This window comes from Kineococcus mangrovi, assembly GCF_041320705.1.
In the GTDB taxonomy this organism is placed as follows: Bacteria; Actinomycetota; Actinomycetes; order Actinomycetales; family Kineococcaceae; genus Kineococcus; species Kineococcus mangrovi.
Genome location: NZ_JBGGTQ010000003.1, coordinates 326,874 through 347,415 on the forward strand (window position 1 = coordinate 326,874; position 20,542 = coordinate 347,415).

The window sequence follows — 20,542 nt, forward strand, 5'->3', positions numbered from 1 at the left end:
GTGAGGTAAGCCTAGCCTTCTACCTCGTGAGCGAGGGAGGGGGTGCGGTCGTGACGGGCGTCGTCGGAGCCGCCGGTTCCGCCGTGGCCGACGTGCTCGCCCGGCGGTGTCCCCCCTCGTCCCGGTCGACCGGGACGGCGACGCGCTGGACGGTGCCGCCAGGACCGTCCGCGCGGGGTTCCGCGGGCTTGTCGGGTGGGCGCCCCCCCGGGGTGCGCGGCCCGTCCCGTGGCCGGGGCCGTCGGGTCCCCGTCCGCCGACGCGGCCCGGCACACCGCCCTCACCGACCTGCTCGTCGACGACGGCGCCCCGCTGCGCGACCGACCGCCCTACTCCTGGAGCGTCATGCCCCTCACCGGACCAGCACCGACACCAGCCGGAACACCCGCGCCGGGACCGACCCGCGCCCCTCGGCCCGCGGGAGACGCCGGCCGACTCCTCGCCGACTACCGCGACGGCTCGGTGTGGTTCTCGGCCGACCGGCGCCACCACCTCGGGACGGGAACCCGCCGTGAACTCTCCAGCGCCGAGGGCATCGGTCCCGGCCTGAGCGCGTCGACGACGTCTGCCCTGCGTCACGACCGTGACCACGGTGGCCCCGGCATCGCCCTGGGCGCGCTGCCCTTCGGTCCCGGAACCCCCGCGGCGCTCCGCATCCCGGACACGGTGCACCGAGCTGCCGGAACCGTCGGGAACGTCACCGCCGGGCTGCCCGCCGATCTCGTCGACCTGGTCCCGCACCCGGGAGAGGCCGACTACGCGCACGCCGTCGCCACCGCCCTCCTGCGCCTGCGCGCCGAGGACGACGACCTGCGCAAGGTCGTGCTCAGCCGCACCCTGCGGGCCAGGACCCCCGCCCCCGTCGACGTCCGGGTGCTGCTGACCCGGTTGCTGTCCGCGGACCCCGACGCGTTCGTGTACGCCGTCGACCTGCCCCGCGACCCTGCCCGCGACGAGCCGGGCGGCGGTCCGCGCACTCTGGTGGGGGCCAGCCCCGAACTCCTGCTGGCCCGCCACGGCGACACCGTCACCGCGTGCCCGCTGGCCGGTTCGGCGCCGCGCTGCGAGGACCCCGCCGAGGACGCCCGCCGCGCTCGCGCCCTGCTGAGCTCGGCCAAGGACCTGACCGAGCACGCCGTCGTCGCCGACGCCGTCCGCGGCGCCCTGGCGCCCTGGTGCCGGGACCTCGACGTGCCCGCCGTCCCGGAACTGCGCAGCAGCGCCACGCTGTGGCACCTGGCCACCCCCGTGACCGGTGTGCTCGCCTCCTCCAGCACGACCTCGCTGGACCTGCTGGCTGCCCTGCACCCGACCCCGGCGGTGTGCGGGGTCCCCGTGGACGCCGCGCGCCGGCTCATCGGCGACCTCGAACCGTTCGACCGCAGGTACTTCACCGGTGCCGTCGGCTGGTGCGACGCCGACGGGGACGGGGAGTGGGCGGTCACCATCCGGTGCGCCGAGGTCCACGACCGCACGGTGACCCTGTTCGCCGGCGCCGGCATCGTCGCCGCGTCCGACCCCGACGCCGAGGTCGCCGAGACGGCCGCGAAGTTCCGGACCTCCCTCGCGGCGCTGGGGGTGGGCGCGTGAGGACCACCGCGACCGGGAGCACCGCGCCGGTGGACCCGGCGTCGTGGGAGCAGGCGTCGTGGGAGCAGGCGTCGTGGGAGCAGGCGTCGTGGGAGCAGACGCTGTGGGGCCAGTTCGACCGCAGCGCGCAGCAACGGCCCGGGGCGCTCGCGCTGGTCGCCTCCGACGCCCACGGCCACGACGTCCGCTGGTCCTACGCCGAGCTGCGCGATCGTGCGGTGCGGACCGCGGCCGGCCTGCTGCGGTCCGGCACGGCCCCCGGCGACCCCGTGCTCGTGCAGCTGCCCAACCGGGCCGAGTTCGCCGTCCTGGTCCTGGCGTCGTTCCGGCTCGGCGCCCGGCCCGTCTTCGCCCTGCCGGCGCACCGCTCCGGCGAACTGCGCCACGTGGCCCGGACGAGCGGCGCCGAGGTCTTCGTCACCGCCGACGTCACCGGCAGCGGGCGGGCGGCCTGCGACCACCGTGACCTGGCGCGCGACCTGACGACCGCCGACGACAGCGCCGTGCGGACCGTGCTGGTCGCCGGGGTGGCGCAGGAGTTCGCAGACCTCGCCGAGGTGGCGGTGGACGACGTGCAGGCCGCCGAGGCCGCGTTGCCCGCCCCGCCCGGACCCGCCGCGACGGCGTTCCTGCAGCTGTCCGGGGGCACCACCGGTCTGCCCAAGCTCATCCCGCGGACCGGGGGGACCTACGCGTACACCGTCTCGGAGAGCGCCCGGCTCTGCGGCTTGACGCCGGACAGCGTGATGCTCGTCGTGCTCCCGGTCGCGCACAACTACCCCATGAGTTCCCCCGGGATCCTGGGCACCTGGTGCGCCGGAGGCACGGTCGTCCTGGCCGCCGACCCGTCCCCGGCGGCCGCGTTCGAGCTCATCGCCCGCGAGGGCGTCACGCACACCTCCCTGGTCCCGCCGTTGGCCCTGCTGTGGACCGCGGCCGCGGAGGCCCGTGCCGACGAGCGCGGTACCGGTGCCGGCGCGCCCGACCTGTCGTCGCTGCGGGTGGTCGGTGTCGGCGGGGCCAAGTGCACCCCCGAACTGGCCCGCCGCGTGCAGGAACTCCTCGGGGCCCGGTTGCAGCAGGTGTTCGGGATGGCCGAGGGGCTGGTGAACTACACCCGCCTGGACGACCCCGACGACGTCGTCCTCACCACCCAGGGCCGCCCGCTCAGCCCGCGGGACGAGATCCGCGTCGTGGACGAGCAGGACCGTGACGTCCCCGACGGTGAACCCGGGTTCCTCCTCACCCGCGGCCCGTACACGATCCGCGGGTACGTCGCGGCCGACGGTTCGGCCGAGGCGCACAACCGCACCGCGTTCACGGCCGACGGGTTCTACCGGACCGGTGACCTCGTCCGCCGCCGTCCCGACGGGAACCTCGTCGTGGAGGGCCGGGACGCCGACCGCATCAACCGCGGCGGGGAGAAGCTGTCCGCCGAGGAGGTCGAGGACGTGCTGCTCACCCTGCCCGGGGTGCACGACGTGGCCGTCGTCGGCCTGCCCGACGAGTTCCTCGGCGAACGCACCTGCGCGTTCGTCGTCCCCCGGCCCGGTGCGAGCCCCACCGTCGGCGACGTCCGCCGGCACGTGCGGGCCGCGGGCCTGGCCGAGTACAAGGTCCCCGACCGCGTGGAACTCCTCGACTCCTTCCCGCCCACGGCCGTGGGCAAGACCAGCCGGCGCCGGTTGCGCGCCGCCCTCGCCGAGCTCGTCCGCGCCCGCGCGTGACCCGCAGCCCCGTCCACCCAGGAGCCACCGTGACCAGCACCACCCTGCCCGGGACCACGATCCCCACCCTCGTCGACCACCCCCTCCCGCGGCCGGCGGAGCTGCCCGCGCCCCGGGTGGACCGGGCCCCCGACCCCGCGCGTGCCGTCCTGCTCCTGCACGACCTGCAGGAGCACTCCCTCGACGCCCCCACCCCCACGTCGCGAGCGCAGCCGCCGGCCGCCGTCCGGCGGGTGCGGGGGAGCGGGCGCCGTCCCGAACGCGCCGGGACCGCGGCCGAGGTCGCCCCCCGCGGTGGGGACACCGTCCTGCCCGAGCGGCGCCACTCCGCCTCCCACCGCTCCACCCCCGGCGCGGACCCGGCCCGGTCCGGGCGCGACCAGCTCCTGGTCACCGGGGTCTGCGCGAGCACCGGCCGCCAGGTCAGCGCCTGCGAGGCGTTCACGGGCGACGTGCAGCCGTTCCTCGTCGGCGACGCCGTGGCCGACGTCGACCGCGCCCGCCACGACGGGGCGCTGGGCTGGGTGAGCGCCACCTGCGGGGTCGTGCTGTCGGCCGACCGGGTGGACGAGGTGTTCGCGTGAGCGGCACCCTGGACCTGCTCGGGGTCGGTCTCGGCCCCGCCAACCTCGCCCTCGCCCTCGCCGTGGACGAGGTGACCACCCCGTTCGAGGCGTTGTTCGTGGAGCGCCAGCCGACCTTCGGCTGGCACCGGGGGATGCTGCTGCCCGGGGCCACGCTGCAGGTGTCCTTCCTCAAGGACCTGGTGACCCAGCGGAACCCGACCAGCCCGGCGAGTTTCGTGTGCTACCTGCACGAGCGGGGCCGGCTGGCGGACTTCGTCAACGCCCGCACCTTCTACCCGACGCGGTTGGAGTACCACGACTACCTCGAGTGGGCCGCCGCCCGGGTGCGCACCCCCGTCCGCTACGGCACGTCGGTCACGGCGCTGCGCGGGGTGCGCGAGGACGGGCGGGTCGTCGCCGTCGAGGCCGAACTGTCCGACGGTTCGCTCGCCCGCGCCCGGTCGGTGACCCTCGGCACCGGGTTGCGTCCGCGGCTGGCGCAGGGTCTGACCCACAGCGACCGGCTGCGGCACACCGCGACGTTCCTGCCGGACGTCGAGGAGTTCGAGGCCACCGGCGCGCAGCGACCCGTGTTCGTCGTCCTGGGTTCGGGGCAGAGCGCCGCGGAGGTGGTGCACCACCTGCACCAGCGGTTCCCCACCGCCCACGTGCACTCGGTGTTCCGCTCCTACGGGTTCTCCCCGGCCGACGACAGCCCGTTCGCCAACCAGGTGTTCGACCCCGAGGCGGTCGAGGAGTTCCACGCCGCACCGGCGGCGGTGCGCGAGGAGCTGCTGCGCCGGCACGCGGGGACGAACTACTCCGTGGTGGACCTCGACCTCATCGAGGAGCTGTACCGCCTGGAGTACGCCGAACGCGTGGCCGGGACCCACCGCCTGCACCTGCACCGCGCCAGTGAGGTCGTGGACGTGTCCGAGACGACCGACGCGGTCGCGGTGACGGTCCGGGAACGCACGACCGGTGCCGTGCAGCACGTCCGGGCCGACCGGGTGTTCTGCGCCACCGGGTACGACCACCTCGACCCCGCGGAACTGCTGACGGACCTGGCCGGGTCCGTCCTGCGCGACGCCGCCGGGCGGGTCCGCGTGCGCCGCGACCACCGACTGGTCACCACCGACGACGTGACCGCGGCGATCCACCTCCTGGGCGGCACCGAGCACACCCACGGGTTGAGTTCGTCCCTGCTGTCCAACGTCGCCCCCCGGGCGGGGGAGGTGCTGGACGCCGTGCTGGCCGACGCTTCGGCGCCCGCGCGTCCCGGCCGCCCCGCCCTCGTCCCCTGACCGAACGGAGAGACCTGTGACCAACCCCTTCGACGACCCCGACGGCCGCTTCCTGGTCCTCGTCAACGCCGAGGACCAGCACTCCCTGTGGCCCGCGTTCGCCGCCGTCCCCGCCGGGTGGGACACGGTCTTCGGGCCGGGTTCCCGCGAGGACGCGCTGGCCCACGTGGAGGCGCACTGGACCGACCTGCGCCCGCGGAGCCTGCGCGAGGCGATGGCCGACCGGTCGTGAGGGCCGGTCTCGCCGCGTCGCCCGAGGTGCCCACCAAGGTCGGGTACCCCGTCGGCCTGCGGCGACTCGTCGTGCTGCGCCGGGAACAGCTGAACCGGTCGCTGCTGCGCGTGGTGCTGGGCGGTGCGGACCTCGCGGGTTTCTGCAGCCGGGTCCCCGAGGAGCACGTGCGCCTGCTGTTCCCCGATCCCGACGGGAGCCTGCGGCTGCCCGTCCCCGAGGGACCCGACCTGCGCTGGCCCCGGCCGCTGCCGACCTCGCGGGAGTACACCGTCCGCCACCACGACCCCGACGCCGGGGAACTGTGGATCGACCTGGCCGTGCACCCCGGGGGGTTGGCCTCGGACTGGGCCGTGGCCGCGGCCCCGGGGACCCGCGTCCACGTCGCGGGTCCTCCCGGCGGGATGGTGCTGCCCGGGGGCTTCGACCGGTTCCTGTTCGCCGGGGACCTCACCGCCCAGCCCCAGATCGCCCGTTACCTCGAACGCCTGCCGTCCACCGCGACCGGCTGGGCCGTGCTCGACGTGGTCGACGCGGGTGAGGAACTCCCGATGACCGCACCCGCCGGGGTGCAGGTGAGCTGGGTGCACCGCGGCGACGTCCCGGTGCACCCCGGCGGTGCCTTCGAGCGGGTCCTGCGTTCGCTCCCGCTCGACGGGGGCGCCCGGACCTTCCTCTGGATCGCCGGTGAGGCGGGGGTCCTGAAACCCCTGCGCCGCTGGGTCCGCCACGACCTGGGCCTGCCCCGCTCCGACCACCTCGTCACCGGTTACTGGAAACGCGGCGTCGCCGACTACGACGAGGACTGACCACCCCGGAACCCCCGGGAGACAGGAACACCGTGAACTCCGTGGACCCCACCCGCACCGGCCTGCCGCTGACCGCGGCCCAGCTCGGCATCTGGAACGCCCAACGCCTCGACCCGGCCTCCCGCGACTACCTCGTCGGGGAGGTGCTGGAGGTCCGCTCCGAGCGCCCGGTCGACGTGGACGCGTTCGCGGAGGCGGTGCGGCGCACCGTGGACGAGGCGGAGACCCTGCGGGTGCGGGTGCACGAGACCCCCGACGGCCCCCGGCAGGTGGTCGACCCCGCCCCCGCGACGGGGCCCGACGTGATCGACCTGCGCGGGGAGAGCGACCCGCGGCTGCTCGCCGAGACCCTGGTCGAGGCCGAACGCGCCCGCGCCTCGGAGGCCTGCCGGGCCGTGGTGGACCGTGAACTGCACACCCACGTCCTGCTGCGGTTGTCCGACACCGAGGTGTGGTGCGTGCAGCTCTACCACCACCTCGTCGTCGACGGGTACTCCGCCGCCGTCCTCACCCGCCGCGTCGCCGCGCACCACACCGCGCTGGTCACCGGCCGACCGGTCGCGCCCTGCACCTTCGGCACCCTGGAGCAGGTCGTGGCCGCCGACGCCGCCTACCGCGCCGGCGAGCGCGCCGGCGTCGACCGTGAGCACTGGCGGCGCGCCCTCAGCCCGCTGCCCACCGACCGCGCCGGTCTCGTCCCCCTCGCCGGTCCCGACGCCGCGCGCCGGACCCTGCGCAGTCGCGCGGTGCTCGGCGTCGAGCAGGTGCAGCGGCTGCACGCCGTCGCCGAGGGGCTGCGCAGCACCTGGGCGGACGTCCTCATCGCCGGGTACGCCGGGTTCCTGCACCGCTGGCACGGGTGGCGCGACGTCGTGCTCGCCCTGCCCGTGATGGCCCGCTCCGGGGTGCTGCTGCGCACCCCGGCGATGGCCGTGAACGTGCTGCCGCTGCGGGTCCGGGTCGAGGGGCAGGACACCGCCGCCGACCTCGTGGCCCGGGTCGGGGAGGACCTGACCACCCTGCGCCGCCACCAGCGCTACCGCGGCGAGGACCTGCCCGCCGACCTGGGCGACCCCCGCGCCGCGGACCTGCTGCACGGGGTGGGCATCAACGTGAAGGCGTTCGACCTGCACTTCGACTTCGCCGGCGCGCGGGGGGAGCTGCGCAACGTCGCCGGCGGGCCCCCGGAGGACCTCGGCCTGACCGTCACCCCGCTGCCCGGGGGGGAGCTGTTGCTGGGGTTCGAGGTCGCGGCCGCGGGCACCGACCAGATCAGCCTGGACCGGCGCACCGAGGCCCTCGTCCACGTCCTGGACCGGTTCCTCGGCCTGGGCGGCCCCGACGAGGCCGCCACGGGTGTCTCGCTGGCCGACGTCGAGCTGCTCACCCCGCAGCGGCGCACGCAGGTGCTGGCCGAACGCGCCGTCCCCGGCGCCGGTCCCCTGGTTCCCGGCGCGGTGCCTGAGCACCCCGTGGACGCCCTCGTGCGGCTGGCGCTGGCCGACCCCGACGCGCCCGCGCTGACCGCCGGCGCGGTCCGCTGGAGCCGCGGCGAGCTGGCGCAGCGGGTGCACCGGCTGGCCCGGGTGCTGCGCTTGCGCGGGCTCGGCCCCGACGACGTGGTCGCGCTGGCCCTGCCCCGGACCGGGGACCTCGTCGTGGCCCTGCTCGCCGTCCTGGAGGCCGGTGCCGCCTTCCTGCCCCTGGACCTGACCCACCCGCCGACCCGTCGCCGCGAGCTCGTCGTCGAGTCCGGTGCCGTCCTCGTCCTGGGCGCGGAGCAGGACTGCCCCGTCCCCGTGCTCGGGCTCGACGGGACCGGGGACGGGGACGCGACCCCGGTGCGCCCCGAGGAGCTGGCCGCCCCCCGGCACCCCGAGCACCTGGCCTACGTGACCTGCACGTCGGGTTCGACCGGGCGGCCCAAGGCGGTCGGCACCCGGGTCGGCGGGTTGACCGCCCTGCTGCAGCACCAGCGCGGCACCGTCCACGCCGACGCCGCGGCCCGGGCCGGGCACCGGTTGCGGACCGCGCACTCGGCCTCCTTCGCCTTCGACGCCGCGATCGACCAGCTGCTGTGGCTGCTCACCGGCCACGAGGTGCACCTCTACGACGAGGACGTCGTCCGCGACGCCGCCGCGCTGGTGCGGGCCCTGCGCGCCGACGCCGTCGACGTGCTGGACACCACCCCCGCGATGGCCGGGCAGCTGCTGGACCACGGGCTGTTCGCCGACGCGGCCCCGCTGAGCACCGTTCTCGTGGGGGGAGAAGCGGTCCCGGCCGCGCTGTGGCGACGGCTCGCGGACGCGGCCGGTGCCGCGGGGGCGGTGGTGTGGAACGTGTACGGCCCCACCGAGGCCACCGTCGACGCCCTGCTCGGCCGGGTCGAGGGGCCGGACGTCGTGGTCGGCGGACCGCTGGCCGGCACTCGCGCCCACCTGCTCGACGAGACCCTGCGCCCCGTCCCGGACGGGCAGCGCGGGGAGCTGTACCTGGCGGGTCCGCACCTGGCCCGCGGCTACCTCGACCGCCCCGGGGCCAGCGCGGAACGGTTCGTCGCCGACCCCTTCGGCGCTCCCGGCGAGCGGCTCTACCGCACCGGGGACCTGGCCCGCTGGGTGCCCGGGCGGGGTCTGCAGGTGCTGGGCCGCGGGGACGGGCAGGTCAAGGTCCGTGGACACCGGGTCGAGCTGGGCGAGGTCGAGACCGCCCTCGGCGCGCTGCCGGGGGTGGCCGCGGCGGCCGCCGTCGTCCGCACCGACGGCCCCGCCCCCCGGCTGGTCGGGTACGTCGTGCCGACCGGCGCCCGGGAACTCACCGGGACGGTGCTGCGGACCGAGCTGACCGGGGTCGTGCCCGACCACCTCGTGCCCGCCGCCGTCGTCGTGCTGGACGTCCTGCCGCTGACCGGGAACGGGAAGCTCGACCGTGCCGCACTACCTGCGCCGCAGCGTGTCCCGACGTCGGGCGGGGTGGTCCGCACCCCCGCGGAGGAGGCCGTCTGCCGCGTCGTGGGGCAGGTGCTCGGGGTGCCCGCGGTGGGTCCGGAGGACGACTTCTTCGCCCTCGGCGGGGACAGCATCTCCGCGATCAGCGTGAGCGCCCGGCTGCGGGCCGACGGTCTGGACCTGCGGCCCCGGGAGGTGCTGGCCCGCCGCGACCTCGCCCTCACCGCAGCGACCGCCCGGCCGCTGGTGGGGGCGCCGGACGGCGGCCCGGGGGCGGCCCCGGCCGCACCCGCGGCGCAGGACCACGGGGTCGGCCGTGTGGAGGCCCCGCCCGTCGTCCGCGACCTGCTGGCCGCCACCCCCGACGCCGCCGCCCTCGTCGGCTACGCGCAGTGGACCGTCCTGGAGGTCGAGGAGACCACGCAGGAGCAGGTCGGGGTGGCCGTCCAGGCCCTGCTCGACCACCACGACGCGCTGCGGCTGGTGCTGCGGGCCGGGACCCGTGAGCTGTTCGTCCGCGCGCCCGGGGCGGTGCGGGCGAGGGACCTGGTGTCGGTGACGGACGCGGGAGACCTGCCGGAGGCGGGGGCCCGGGCCGCCGCGACCCTCGACCCCCGCCGCGGCCACGTCCTGCACGTGGTGCTGGTCCCCGGCGCCGACCGGGCGCGGCTCGTCGTGGCCGTGCACCACCTCGCTGTCGACGGGGCGTCCTGGCGCACCCTGCTGCCCGACCTCGCCGCGGCCTGCGCCGACGCCCGCCGGGGTGCTGCACCGCGCCTCGCCCCGGTCGCCAGCTCGTGGCCGCAGCACACCGCCGCCCTCGCCGAGCAGGGCCGGACCGGCGCCCGCGGTGACGAGGTCGAGCACTGGCGGGGCGTCCTCGCCGGTGGTGACGACGTGCTCGGCGCACGGGTGCTGGACCCGGTGCGCGACACCGCCGCCACCCTGCGCACCGAGCGCACCACCACCCCCGCCCCCCTCGCCCGGCCCCTGCTGGACGACCTGCCGCGGGCCTACCGCTGCGGCCCCGACCACGTCCTGCTCGCGGCCCTCGTGCTGGCGCTCACCGCCTGGCGCGACGGGGCCGGGACGTCGGCGCTCGTCGGGCTGGAGGGGCACGGACGCGACGCCGAGGCGGGTCTGGACACCTCGCGCACGCTCGGGTGGTTCACCACCGAGTTCCCCGTGCGGGTCCCGACCACGGCGATCGGCACCCCGGCGACGCTCCTGGACGCCCTGGGCGGGGGACCGGCCGCCGGGCGGTTGCTGCGCGCGGCCAAGGAGGCCGTGGTCACCACCCCGGGCGCGGGAACGGGGTTCGGGGTGCTGCGCCGCCTCGACCCGCGCACCACGCCGGAGTTCTCCGCCCGGCCCACCCCGCAGGTCCTGCTGAACTACCTCGGGAACGCACCGTCGGACCTGTCCGTCGCCGAACCCGCGGCCAAGTCGCTCACCGAGTGCCTCGTCGTGAACGTGGTCGTGACCCCCGAGGGGGCGCTGGACGTCGAGTGGTCCGTTGCCGGGAACGTGCTCGACGCGGCGGAGACGGCTGCGCTGCAGGAGCACTGGCACGAGGCGGTCGCGGCGCTGGCCGTGCACGCCGGCCGCAGCGCGGGGGGCCTGAGCCCCTCGGACACCACCGCGGACCTCACCCAGGACGACCTGGACAGCCTCGAGGCGACCCACGGCCCCCTCGACGACGTCCTCCCGCTGACCCCGCTGCAGGAGGGGTTGCTGTTCCACGCCGTCCTCGCGGCGGAGGGGGGTGCCGCGGACGCCTACGGTCTCGCCGCCCGCCTCGACCTGGCCGGGGACCTGCACCCCGACGGGGTGCGCGCGGCCCTGGACACCGTCCTGGCCCGGCACCCCAACCTCGGGGGCGCCTTCGTCCCGGACCTGCTCGACGTCCCCGTCCAGGTGCTGCCCCGCGACCCGCGGGTGGGCTGGCGCAGCCTCGACCTGTCCGCGCTGCCCGCCCGCGCGGCGCAGCGGGCCGCACGGGCCGTCGAGGACGAGCTGGCCGCCGACACCCCGGCCGTCACCGCCGCGCCGCTGCTGCGCGCGGTCCTGGTGCGGCTGCCCGAGGAGTCGGGACGGGCGCGGCACCACCTGCTGCTCGGCACCCACCACCTGGTCACCGACGGCTGGTCCACCCCGGTGGTGGTCGCCGAGCTGCTGACCCTGCTGCGGGGCGGCACGTTGCCGGCCCCGGCCGACGTCCGCGTCCACCTGCGCGCCCTGGCCGGCCACGACCGCGCGGGCGACCGGGAGTTCTGGGCCGCGCAGCTGGCGGGGTTGGCGCGGCCCACGCTGCTGGCCCCCTCGCCCGCGGGTCCCGGGTCGGTCGAGACCGTCCCCGTCCCCGTCCCCGCCGGGGTCGAGAGCTTCGCCCGCGACCACGGCCTCACCCTCACCACCCTCGTGCAGGGCTGCTGGGCGGCGGTGCTGGCCGAGAGCACGGGCGATCCCGACGTCGTGTTCGGGGCCGTCGTCTCCGGACGCCCCGCCCACCTGACCGGGGTGGAACGCATGGTCGGGCTGTTCAGCAACACCGTGCCGGTCCGGGTCCGCCTGGACCCCGACCGTCCGCTGCTGGAGCAGTTCCCGGCACTGCAGGAGAACAGGTTCGCCGCCCAGGAGCACGAACTCACCAGCCTGGCCGAGATCGAACGCGACACCGGTCTCGGGCGGTTGTTCGACACGTTGCTGGTGGTCGAGAACTTCCCGGCCGCCGCGCCGCACGACGGGGCGGACCCGGAACTCCTGGGGATCGTCAACCGCGGGGGTACGCACTACCCGCTGACCCTGCTCGTCCTGCCCGGCGGCGACCTCGCGGTCCAGCTGCAGCACGACCCGGCCGCCGTGGACGTCGAGCGGGCCCGGGCCCTGGTGGACCGGTTCGCCGCGCTCCTCGCCGGGCTCCTCGAGGGCCCCGGCGCCGGTCCGGCGCTGGACCTGGGGCCGCGGCCGGGGGTGGTCGAGGCTCCCGCGGCGGGGGAGCGGACCGCGCTCGACCGGCCCGCGGCCCCCGGCCCGCACGGTCCCGGACCGGTCGAGGTGGTGCGCGCGGAGTTCGCCGCCGTCCTGCCGGTGGCGGCCCCGGCCCTCGTGGGCGCCGAGGACGACTTCTTCGCCCTCGGCGGGCACTCGCTGCTCGCCCTGCGGTTGGTGTCCCGGCTGCGCCGCCGGGGGGTGGTCGTGCGCGTCGCCGACGTGTTCGACGCGCGCACCCCGCTCGCGCTGGCGGCCGTGGCCGGGGTCGGGGGGGCACCGGCCGACGCACCGTCCCCGGCCCTCGCCCCCGCACCGGTCCCGCCGACCGCGACCGGTGACCCGCTGTCCCCGGCGCAGGAGCGGTTGTGGTTCCTGCACCGCCTGGAGGGGCCCTCGACCAGCTACGACGTCCCCCTGCTGCTGCGGCTGCGGGCCCCGGGGCCCGCCCTGGACGTCCCCGCGCTGAGGGCAGCCTGGGCCGACGTGCTGGAGCGTCACGCCGTCCTGCGCACCACCTACCCCGAGGTGTCGGGGGTGGCCACCCGCCGCGTGCTGGACCCCGGCGCGGTCCGGGAGCTGCAGGTCCACGACACCACCCCCGAGGAGGTGCCCGCCGTGACGCGCGCCGTCCTCGCCGACCCCGTCGACCTGACGACGACCGCCCCCGCCCGGGCGCACCTGCTGCGCACCGGCCCGCGGGAGGCGCTGCTGGTCCTCGTCGTGCACCACATCGCGGTCGACGAGTCGTCCTTCGCGCCCTTGCTGGCCGACCTCGACGTGGCCCTCACCGCCCGCAGGGCCGGCACCGCCCCGCGCTGGAGCACCGTCGCGCCGTCGGACCTGGAGCACGCCCGACGGCAGCGGGCCGCCGCGGGCGACCCCGCGGGGGAGGAGTTCTGGCGCTCGGAGCTGGCCGACCTGCCCGCGGAACTCGACCTCCCGGTGGACCGGCCGCGACCGGACTCGCCCGCCCACCGCGGGCGGGTGCTGCAGCAGGACCTGCCCGCGGCGGTGCGGCACGAGATCACCGCGCTGGCCACCGCGCACGGGGTCAGCCCGTTGATGGTGCTGCAGTCCGCGGTCGCGGCCACCTGGCAGGCCCTCGGCGCCGGGGACGACGTGCCCCTGGGCACGACGGTGACCCAGCGCGAGGACGAGGACGAACCGCGGGCCGTGGGGTACCGGGTGAACACCCTCGTGGTGCGCTGCGACCTCACCGACCACCCGACCTTCTCCGCGGTGCTGCACCGGGTCCGGCGCGCCGTCCTGGACGCGGTGCAGCACGCCGCCGTGCCCTTCGAGCGGGTCGTGGAACTCCTCGACCCGCCCCGGTCGCCGGCCCGGGCGCCGCTGTTCCAGACCCTCGTCTCGCACGAGGTGCTGCCCGCCGAGCCCCCGCGGCTGGGGGACCTGGAGACCGCGGTGGTGACCCCCGAGGTCGACACCTCCCGGTTCGACACCGCGTGGTGGCTGGTCGACGGTCCGGGGGGTTCCGCGATCCGGCTCGTCGTGGACGCGGACCTGTTCGAGGCGCCGACCGCCCGTTTCCTGCTGGACGCGGTGCTGCGCCTGCTGACGCAGGCCGTGGCCGAGCCCGAGCGCGGGGTGCACGAGCACGCCCTCGCCGGCACCGCGCAGCGCACCGACCCGCCGCGGCGACCGGAGCTGCCCGCCGGGGTGGCGGTGGACTTCGCCACCCAGGTCGCCCGCATCCCCGACGCCGAGGCGCTCGTCGCCGACGGGGTGTCGCTGAGCTACGCCGAGCTCGGTGCCCGGGTCGACGCGCTGGCCGCGCGGCTGGTGGCCGCGGGGGCCGGACCCGAACGACTGGTCGCCGTCGGGGTGCCCCGCGGCGCTGACCTCGTCGTCTCGCTGCTGGCCGTGCTCCGGGTGGGGGCGGCGTACCTGCCCTTGGACGTCGACCACCCGCGGGACCGGCTGGAGCAGGTCCTGACCGACGCCCGTCCGCTGTGCCTGCTCACCGGCCCGGGGACCCCGGCCGCGATCGGCGCGCTGGTGCCCGACGTGCCCGTCGTGGCCGTGGACGCCCCGGCCGCGGCCGGGACCGTCGGGGAGCGGCGGACCCCCGACGGGGTCGTGCTGCCCCCGCCCCCGCCGGCGGGGGAGCACCTGGCCTACGTCCTGCACACCTCCGGCTCGACCGGGCGGCCCAAGGGCGTCCTGGTGACCACCGCGAACCTGGCCTCCTTCGCCGCCACCGTGGTGGCCGACGGCTGGGTGGGCCCGGGGGACCGGCTCGTGGCCGTCACGACGGTGTCCTTCGACATCGCCGTGCTGGAACTGCTGCTGCCGCTGACCACCGGGGCGAGCGTCGTCCTGGCCGACCGGCGCACCGTGCGGGACCCGGACGCCCTGCACGACCTGCTGGCCGCGCAGCGGGCGACCGTCGTGCAGGCCACCCCCTCGTTGTGGCGGCCGCTGGTGGAGCACGAGCGAGCCGCGGAGCTGGGCGGGGTCCGCGCCCTCGTGGGCGGGGAGGCGCTGCCGGAGGACCTGGCCGCGCAGCTGCTCTCCGTCTGCGGCGGGGTCCGCAACGTCTACGGCCCCACCGAGGTGACCGTCTGGGCGACCGGTGCGCGACTGCGGGCGGGGGAACCGGTCACCATCGGGGAACCCTGGACCGACGTGCGGGTGCGGGTGCTGGACGCAGGGTTGCGCGAGGTCCCCGACGGGGTCGCCGGCGAACTCCACCTCGGTGGCGCGCAGGTCGCCCGCGGCTACCTCGACCGCCCGGGGCTGACCGCCACCCGGTTCGTGGCCGACCCCGGCGCGGCGGGGGAGCGGCTGTACCGGACCGGGGACCTGGTGCGCCGCCGCCACGGCCGCCTGGAGTTCCTGCGCCGCGTCGACGACCAGGTGAAGGTGCGGGGTTTCCGCATCGAACTCGGTGACGTCGAGACGGCGTTGTCCCGGGTCGAGGGGGTGGCCCGGGCCGCGGCCACGGTGCGAGCCGACGAGTCCGGTGCGGGGCGCCTGCTCGGCCACGTCGTGCTCGACCCGGGTGTGGCGCCGCAGGGGGAGCGCGTGCGGGCGGCGGTGGCCGAGGTGCTGCCGGAGTACATGGTCCCGCAGGTGGTCACCGTGCTGGACGACCTCCCGCTGACCCTGAACGGCAAGGTGGACCGGCGTCGGCTGCCCGTCCCGCAGGACGCCGCGGTCGTCGGTCGCCGACCGGGGACCGCGGTCGAGCAACTCGTGTGCACCCTCGTCGACGGGCTGCTCCACCGTTCCGGGGCCGGACCCGACGACACGTTCTTCGGTCTGGGCGGGGACAGCATCTCCTCGGTGCGCCTGGTCGCCGCGTTGCGGGACAACGGGTGGGCGGTGCGGGTGGCCGACGTGTTCGAACGGCCCACGCTCGGGGACCTCGCGGGTCTGGCCGAACCCGTGCGGGCCGACGCCCCGCGAGCCGAGGAGGTGGGGTCGGCCCGCCCCGGACCGACCCGCGAGCAGCGGGCCCGGCTGGACCGGCTCAGCCCCGGTTGGCGGGAGACCCTGCCCCTCGGGCCGTTGCAGGAGGGGATGTACTTCCAGTCCGTCACCGAACCCGGCGCCGACCGCTACCTGGTGCAGCACGCGCTGGACCTCGCACCCGGGTACGACGCGACCGCCTGGCGGCGCGCGGTCGGTGGCCTGCTCCTCCGCCACGACGCCCTGCGGGCCGGGTTCACCCACACCGGGTTCGACGGCCCGGTGCAGTTCGTCGCGGCCCCGGGTCCCGTCCCGTTCCGCGAGGTCGACGTGGACGGCCCGGCAGCGGCCTGCGACCTCGCGGCGGCGGAGTTCACCGCGGGTTTCGACCTGGCCGCACCCCCGCTGGTCCGGTTCGTCCTGGCCCGGTTCCCGGACGGGCGCGCGCGGCTGCTGTTCACCCAGCACCACCTGCTGACCGACGCCTGGTCCCAGGGGATCCTCCTGACCGAACTCCTGCGGTTGCACGACGCCGCCCGCGGCGGCCGTGACGTCGAGACCGAGCTCCCGCCCGCCCCGCAGGTCCGGGCGCACCTGGAGCGGGTGGCGGGGATCGACACCGTCGCAGCGCAACACCGCTGGTGCGAGCACCTGGACGGTCTGGAGGGACCCACGCTCGTCGGGGGTGCGTGGGGTCCCGGCCCGGAGCCGGACGCCGTCCCGTTGCCGCACCGGCGGCGTCGGCGGGTCGAGGACTCGACGGCCGGGGCCCTCACGCGCAAGGCCCGGGAGGTGGGCTGCACGCCGTCCACGGTCGTGGCCGCGGCGTGGGGCCTGACCTTGCGCGGGCTCACCGGTCGTGACGACGTCGTGTTCGGTTCCACCGTCTCCGGGCGCGACCCGGAGGTGCCCGGGGTCGAGGAGATCGTCGGGTTGCTGCTGAACACCGTCCCGGTGCGCATCGCCACGACGCCGGGGGAACCCGTGGCGGACCTGCTGCGGCGCACCGGCAGCGAGCAGGGCCTCCTCAGCGCCCACCACCAGCTGGGTCTGGGCCGGTTGCAGCGCGCGAGCGGGCACCCGGTCCTGTTCGACACGTTGTTCGTGTTCCGCAACCTGCACCGCGACCCCGCGGCCCGGGACGTGCTCCTGTCGGCGTCCGGGGTCGACGCGGTGGAGGCCGTGGACGGCACCCACTACGCCCTGACGCTGGACGTGGACCCGCAACTGGACGGGGGCGCGGGGCTGGGGGTGACCCTGGAGAACCGCCCGGACCTGGTCCCCGACGCAGTGGCCGAGGAGGTGCTGGACCGCTTCGTGACGGTGCTGACCCGGGTGCTCACCCCCGGCGCGCGGGTGGCCGACACGGCTGTCGCGGTGGCAGCGGACGAGCGGTTCACGCCCGAGCCGGTCGCCGTCCCCGGACCCGGTCAGGCGGGGGGCAGCGTGGACGCGCTGCTGCGGCAGCGGGCCGCCGACGACCCCGACGGACCCGCCCTGACCTGCGGGGACACCCGGCTGAGCGCGGCTCAGGTGGACACGCGGGTGGATCGGCTGGCCCGGCTGCTCGCCGCGCGCGGTGCGGGAGCGGGAACGGTCGTCGCCCTCGCCCTGCCCCGCACCGCCGACCACGTGGTCGCGATCTTCGCCGTGCTGCGGACGGGTGCGGCCTACCTCCCGCTGGAGGCGGGCGCCTCACCGGAACGCGCCCGGCGACTCGTCGCCGACGCCGGGGCGGACCTCGTCGTCGGCACCGCCGACCGCTGCGCGCCCCTGCGCGGCGCCGACGCGGAGCTCCTCCTGCTCGACGACCCGGTCCTGGCCGAGGTGCTGGACGGCACCCGGCCCGCACCCGCGGTCGCGGACGGCGCCGTCGCCGGACCCCTCTGCGCCGACCAGCCGGCCTACGTCATCTACACGTCCGGTTCCACGGGAACTCCCAAGGGGGTCGTCGTCGGGCACCGCGGGTTGACGACGATGTTCCACAACCACGCCGCGGAGATCTTCGACCCCACCACCCGCGCGGCCGGGAACCGCCGGTTGCGGATCGCGCACACCGTCTCGTTCTCCTTCGACATGTCGTGGGAGGAACTGTTCTGGATGCTCGCCGGGCACGAGGTGCACGTCGTCGACGAGCAGGCCCGCCTCGACCCGGCCCGTCTCGTCCAGCACTACCGGGAGGTGGGGATCGACGTCGTGAACGTCACCCCGTCCTACGCCCGGGAACTGCTGGCCGGCGGTCTGCTGGACGGCGACCGCACCCCGGTGCTGGTGCTGCTCGGCGGGGAGGCCGTCCCCCCGGGGCTGTGGGACCGGTTGCGGGAGCAGGAGGGGGTCGAGGGGTACGACCTGTACGGGCCGACCGAGTTCACCGTCAACGCCCTCGGGTCGTCGGTCCGCGACAGCGCGACCCCGTGCCTGGGGCGGCCGGTCCGCAACGCCCGGGCCCACGTCCTGGACTCCGGGTTGCGCCCCGTCCCGGTCGGGGCGGTCGGTGAACTGCACCTGTCCGGGGACGGGACCGCCCACGGCTACCTGGGACGGCCGGGTGCGACCGCCGCGGCGTTCGTGGCCGACCCCTTCGCGGCCGACGGGTCCCGGATGTACCGCACGGGAGACCTGGTCCGACGCCGCCCCGACGGGGAACTGCAGTACCTGGGCCGGTCCGACGGTCAGGTCAAGGTGCGCGGTTTCCGCATCGAACTCGGTGAGGTCGAGGCCGCGCTGGCCCGCTGCCCCGGGGTGGTGCAGGCCGCGGCCTCGGTGCGGACCGAAGGCCCCGCCCCGCGCCTGGTCGCCCACGTCGTGCTGGCCCCCGGGACGACCGCGCCGAGCGACCTGCGCACTGCGGTGCGGACGTGGTTGCCCGCGCACGCCGTCCCGTCGCAGGTCGTCGTGGTCGAGGAGATGCCGTTGACCCCGAACGGGAAGCTGGACCGGGCCGCCCTGCCCGCCCCCGCTGCCGACCGCCCGGCCCGTCCGCCCGCCGACGACGCCGAACGGCGGGTGTGCGAGGTCGTGGGGGAGGTGCTGGGGCTGACCGAGGTGGACCCCGACGCCGGTTTCTCCGACCTCGGCGGGGACTCGCTGACCGCCATGCGGTTGGTCGCCGCGTTGGAGGCCCGGACGGGGACGACCGTCCCGGTCACCGACCTCCTTGCCCAGCCCACCATCGCCGGGATCGCTCGCCGGGCCCGTGCGGCGGGAGGTCCCCCGGCCTCCGAGGCGCTCGTCGTGCTGCGGTCCGAGGGACGTGCGGAACCGGTGTTCTGCGTCCACCCGGCCGGGGGTTCGGCCTGGCCGTTCGCGGGGTTCGCCGCCTGGTCCTGCGCCGACCGCCCGGTGCTGGGGTTGCAGCTCACGGCCCCGGAACCGGAGACGTTCGACGACCTCGTGGACCGCTACGCCGCCCTGGTCCGCGGCCGCCAACCCGTCGGGCCCTACCACCTGCTCGGTTACTCCTTCGGGGGGAACGTCGCGCTCGCCCTGGCCGAGCGGCTGACGGCGACCGGGGCCGAGGTCGCGTTCGTGGGGGTCTTGGACGCCGCGCCGGTCGACGGGTCCCCGCGGGCGGTGACCACCCCGGTGGACCCCGCCTGGCCCGCCGCCGTGCAGCGCGCCCACCGCACCTGCGTCCGGTTGCTGGCCGAGGCTGGACCTCCCGAGTTCGGCGGTGAAGTGACCCTGGTCACCGCGGGGGTTCCCGCGCCACCCCACGACGGGGAGGGTCCGGCCGCTGTGACCGCGGCGTGGTCCCGGGCCCACCGCGGCCCCCTCGTCACCCACCACGTCCCGCACGACCACGACGGGTTGGTGAGCGACGCCGGCTGGGCCGACGTCGTCCCCCTGCTCGACGCGGCACTCGCGGTGCGACCCCAGGAAGACACGACGAACGGAGACGCACGATGAACTCGCCCACCACCCCCCGCCCGCTGCGGCGGCGGGGCGTTCTCGCCGGGGTCACCGGCTTGGCCCTGCTGCTGGCCGGTTGCGGGGGCTCCGGTGACACGGCAGGTGGTGAACCGTCGGCCGCGGCCACCTCCTCGACGGCCCCGGAGGAACGGACGATCAGCACCGAGCAGGGCGAGGTCACCGTCCCGGGCGACCCCCAGCGGATCGTGGTGCTCAGCGGGGGTCTGGCGGGTTACCTGTTCGCCCTCGACGCGCCCGTCGTCGCCACCGACACCCGGGTCCTGGGCGTCACCGACCTCGAGGGCGGGTTCCCGCCGTCGTGGTCGCAGGCGGCCCAGGAGCAGGGCACGACCGCGCTGCCGGCCGGTGAGGAACTGAACGTCGAGGCCGTCGCCGCCGCGTCTCCCGACCTCATCATCGGTGGGGGGCAGGGCATCACGGCTGTGCAGGCGCAGGAGTCCTACGACCAGCTGACCACCATCGCGCCCACCGTCCTGGTCCCGACGACCACCACGGCCTGGCAGGACCAGCTGGCCGCGGTGGCCGAGGCGGCGGGGCGGACCGACGGGGTCGAGGCTCTCACCGACGCCTACGACGACAAGGTCTCGCAGGTGAGGTCCGCCATCACCGTGCCGCAGGGGAACGCGGTGTTCATCCTGTCCCTGCCCAACGGCAAGCCCTACCTGATCCCGGCGACGGCGGCGCTGCCGCAACTGACCGCCGAACTCGGGTTCACCCCCGACGACGTCGTCACCAAGGCGGGGAACCCGCAGTTGTACGGCAGCGGTGACTCCTTCGAGGTGAGTGCGGAGCTGTTGTCCCAGGTGGCCGACGCCCCGAACGCGTTCGTCGTGAACCTGGGTGGTCGCAGCCTGGCCGAACTCCAGCAGGACCCGATCTACGCGGCGTTGCCCGCCTTCGCCTCCGGTCAGGTGCACGAACTCCCCGCGGTCAGCTACCGCCCCGACTACGACGGGGCCATGACCGCGCTGGACGCCCTCGCCGAGCGGTTCTCGTCCTGACCCGGC

At 76.4% G+C, this 20,542-nt stretch carries 8 protein-coding genes; all 8 read left to right on the forward strand.

The genetic code is table 11. The features are described 5' to 3' along the window. Nucleotides 1-195 precede the first annotated feature (195 nt). From AB2L28_RS07515 to AB2L28_RS07550, 8 genes are read left to right on the forward strand one after another with little or no spacing between them, the layout of a single operon-like run. On the forward strand, nt 196-1,590 hold the full coding sequence (locus tag AB2L28_RS07515) for an isochorismate synthase (protein ID WP_370718130.1): 1,395 nt from the start codon (nt 196-198) through the stop codon (nt 1,588-1,590). After that, the gene (locus AB2L28_RS07520) at nt 1,587-3,317 is read left to right on the forward strand and encodes a (2,3-dihydroxybenzoyl)adenylate synthase (RefSeq protein WP_370718131.1); all 1,731 of its coding nucleotides are present in this window, start codon (nt 1,587-1,589) and stop codon (nt 3,315-3,317) included. The genes AB2L28_RS07515 and AB2L28_RS07520 overlap by 4 nt, the downstream gene beginning before the upstream one ends. Before the next feature lie 29 nt (nt 3,318-3,346). Further along, complete coding sequence (locus AB2L28_RS07525) at nt 3,347-3,901, forward strand: isochorismatase family protein (protein WP_370718132.1); 555 nt, start codon at nt 3,347-3,349, stop codon at nt 3,899-3,901. Continuing rightward, on the forward strand, nt 3,898-5,187 hold the full coding sequence (locus AB2L28_RS07530; protein ID WP_370718133.1) for a lysine N(6)-hydroxylase/L-ornithine N(5)-oxygenase family protein: 1,290 nt from the start codon (nt 3,898-3,900) through the stop codon (nt 5,185-5,187). The genes AB2L28_RS07525 and AB2L28_RS07530 overlap by 4 nt, the downstream gene beginning before the upstream one ends. A gap of 16 nt (nt 5,188-5,203) precedes the next feature. Further along, entirely contained in the window at nt 5,204-5,419 is a 216-nt protein-coding gene (locus tag AB2L28_RS07535; RefSeq protein WP_370718134.1) for an MbtH family protein, read from the forward strand. Nucleotides 5,420-5,445: 26 nt separating this feature from the next. Then, complete coding sequence (locus tag AB2L28_RS07540; RefSeq protein ID WP_370718135.1) at nt 5,446-6,228, forward strand: siderophore-interacting protein; 783 nt, start codon at nt 5,446-5,448, stop codon at nt 6,226-6,228. Between the two features lie 41 nt (nt 6,229-6,269). Continuing rightward, nucleotides 6,270-19,511, forward strand: coding sequence for a non-ribosomal peptide synthetase (locus tag AB2L28_RS07545; RefSeq protein ID WP_370718136.1), 13,242 nt, complete (start codon nt 6,270-6,272; stop codon nt 19,509-19,511). Next, nucleotides 19,508-20,536, forward strand: a complete 1,029-nt coding sequence (locus AB2L28_RS07550) for an ABC transporter substrate-binding protein (protein ID WP_370718137.1) — start codon at nt 19,508-19,510, stop codon at nt 20,534-20,536. The genes AB2L28_RS07545 and AB2L28_RS07550 overlap by 4 nt, the downstream gene beginning before the upstream one ends. Nucleotides 20,537-20,542: the final 6 nt, after the last annotated feature.

Coding starts and splice junctions, on each gene's coding strand:
- AB2L28_RS07550 (WP_370718137.1), top strand. CDS start 19,508: ATGAACTCGCCCACCACCCCCCGCCCGCTGCGGCGGCGGGGCGTTCTC.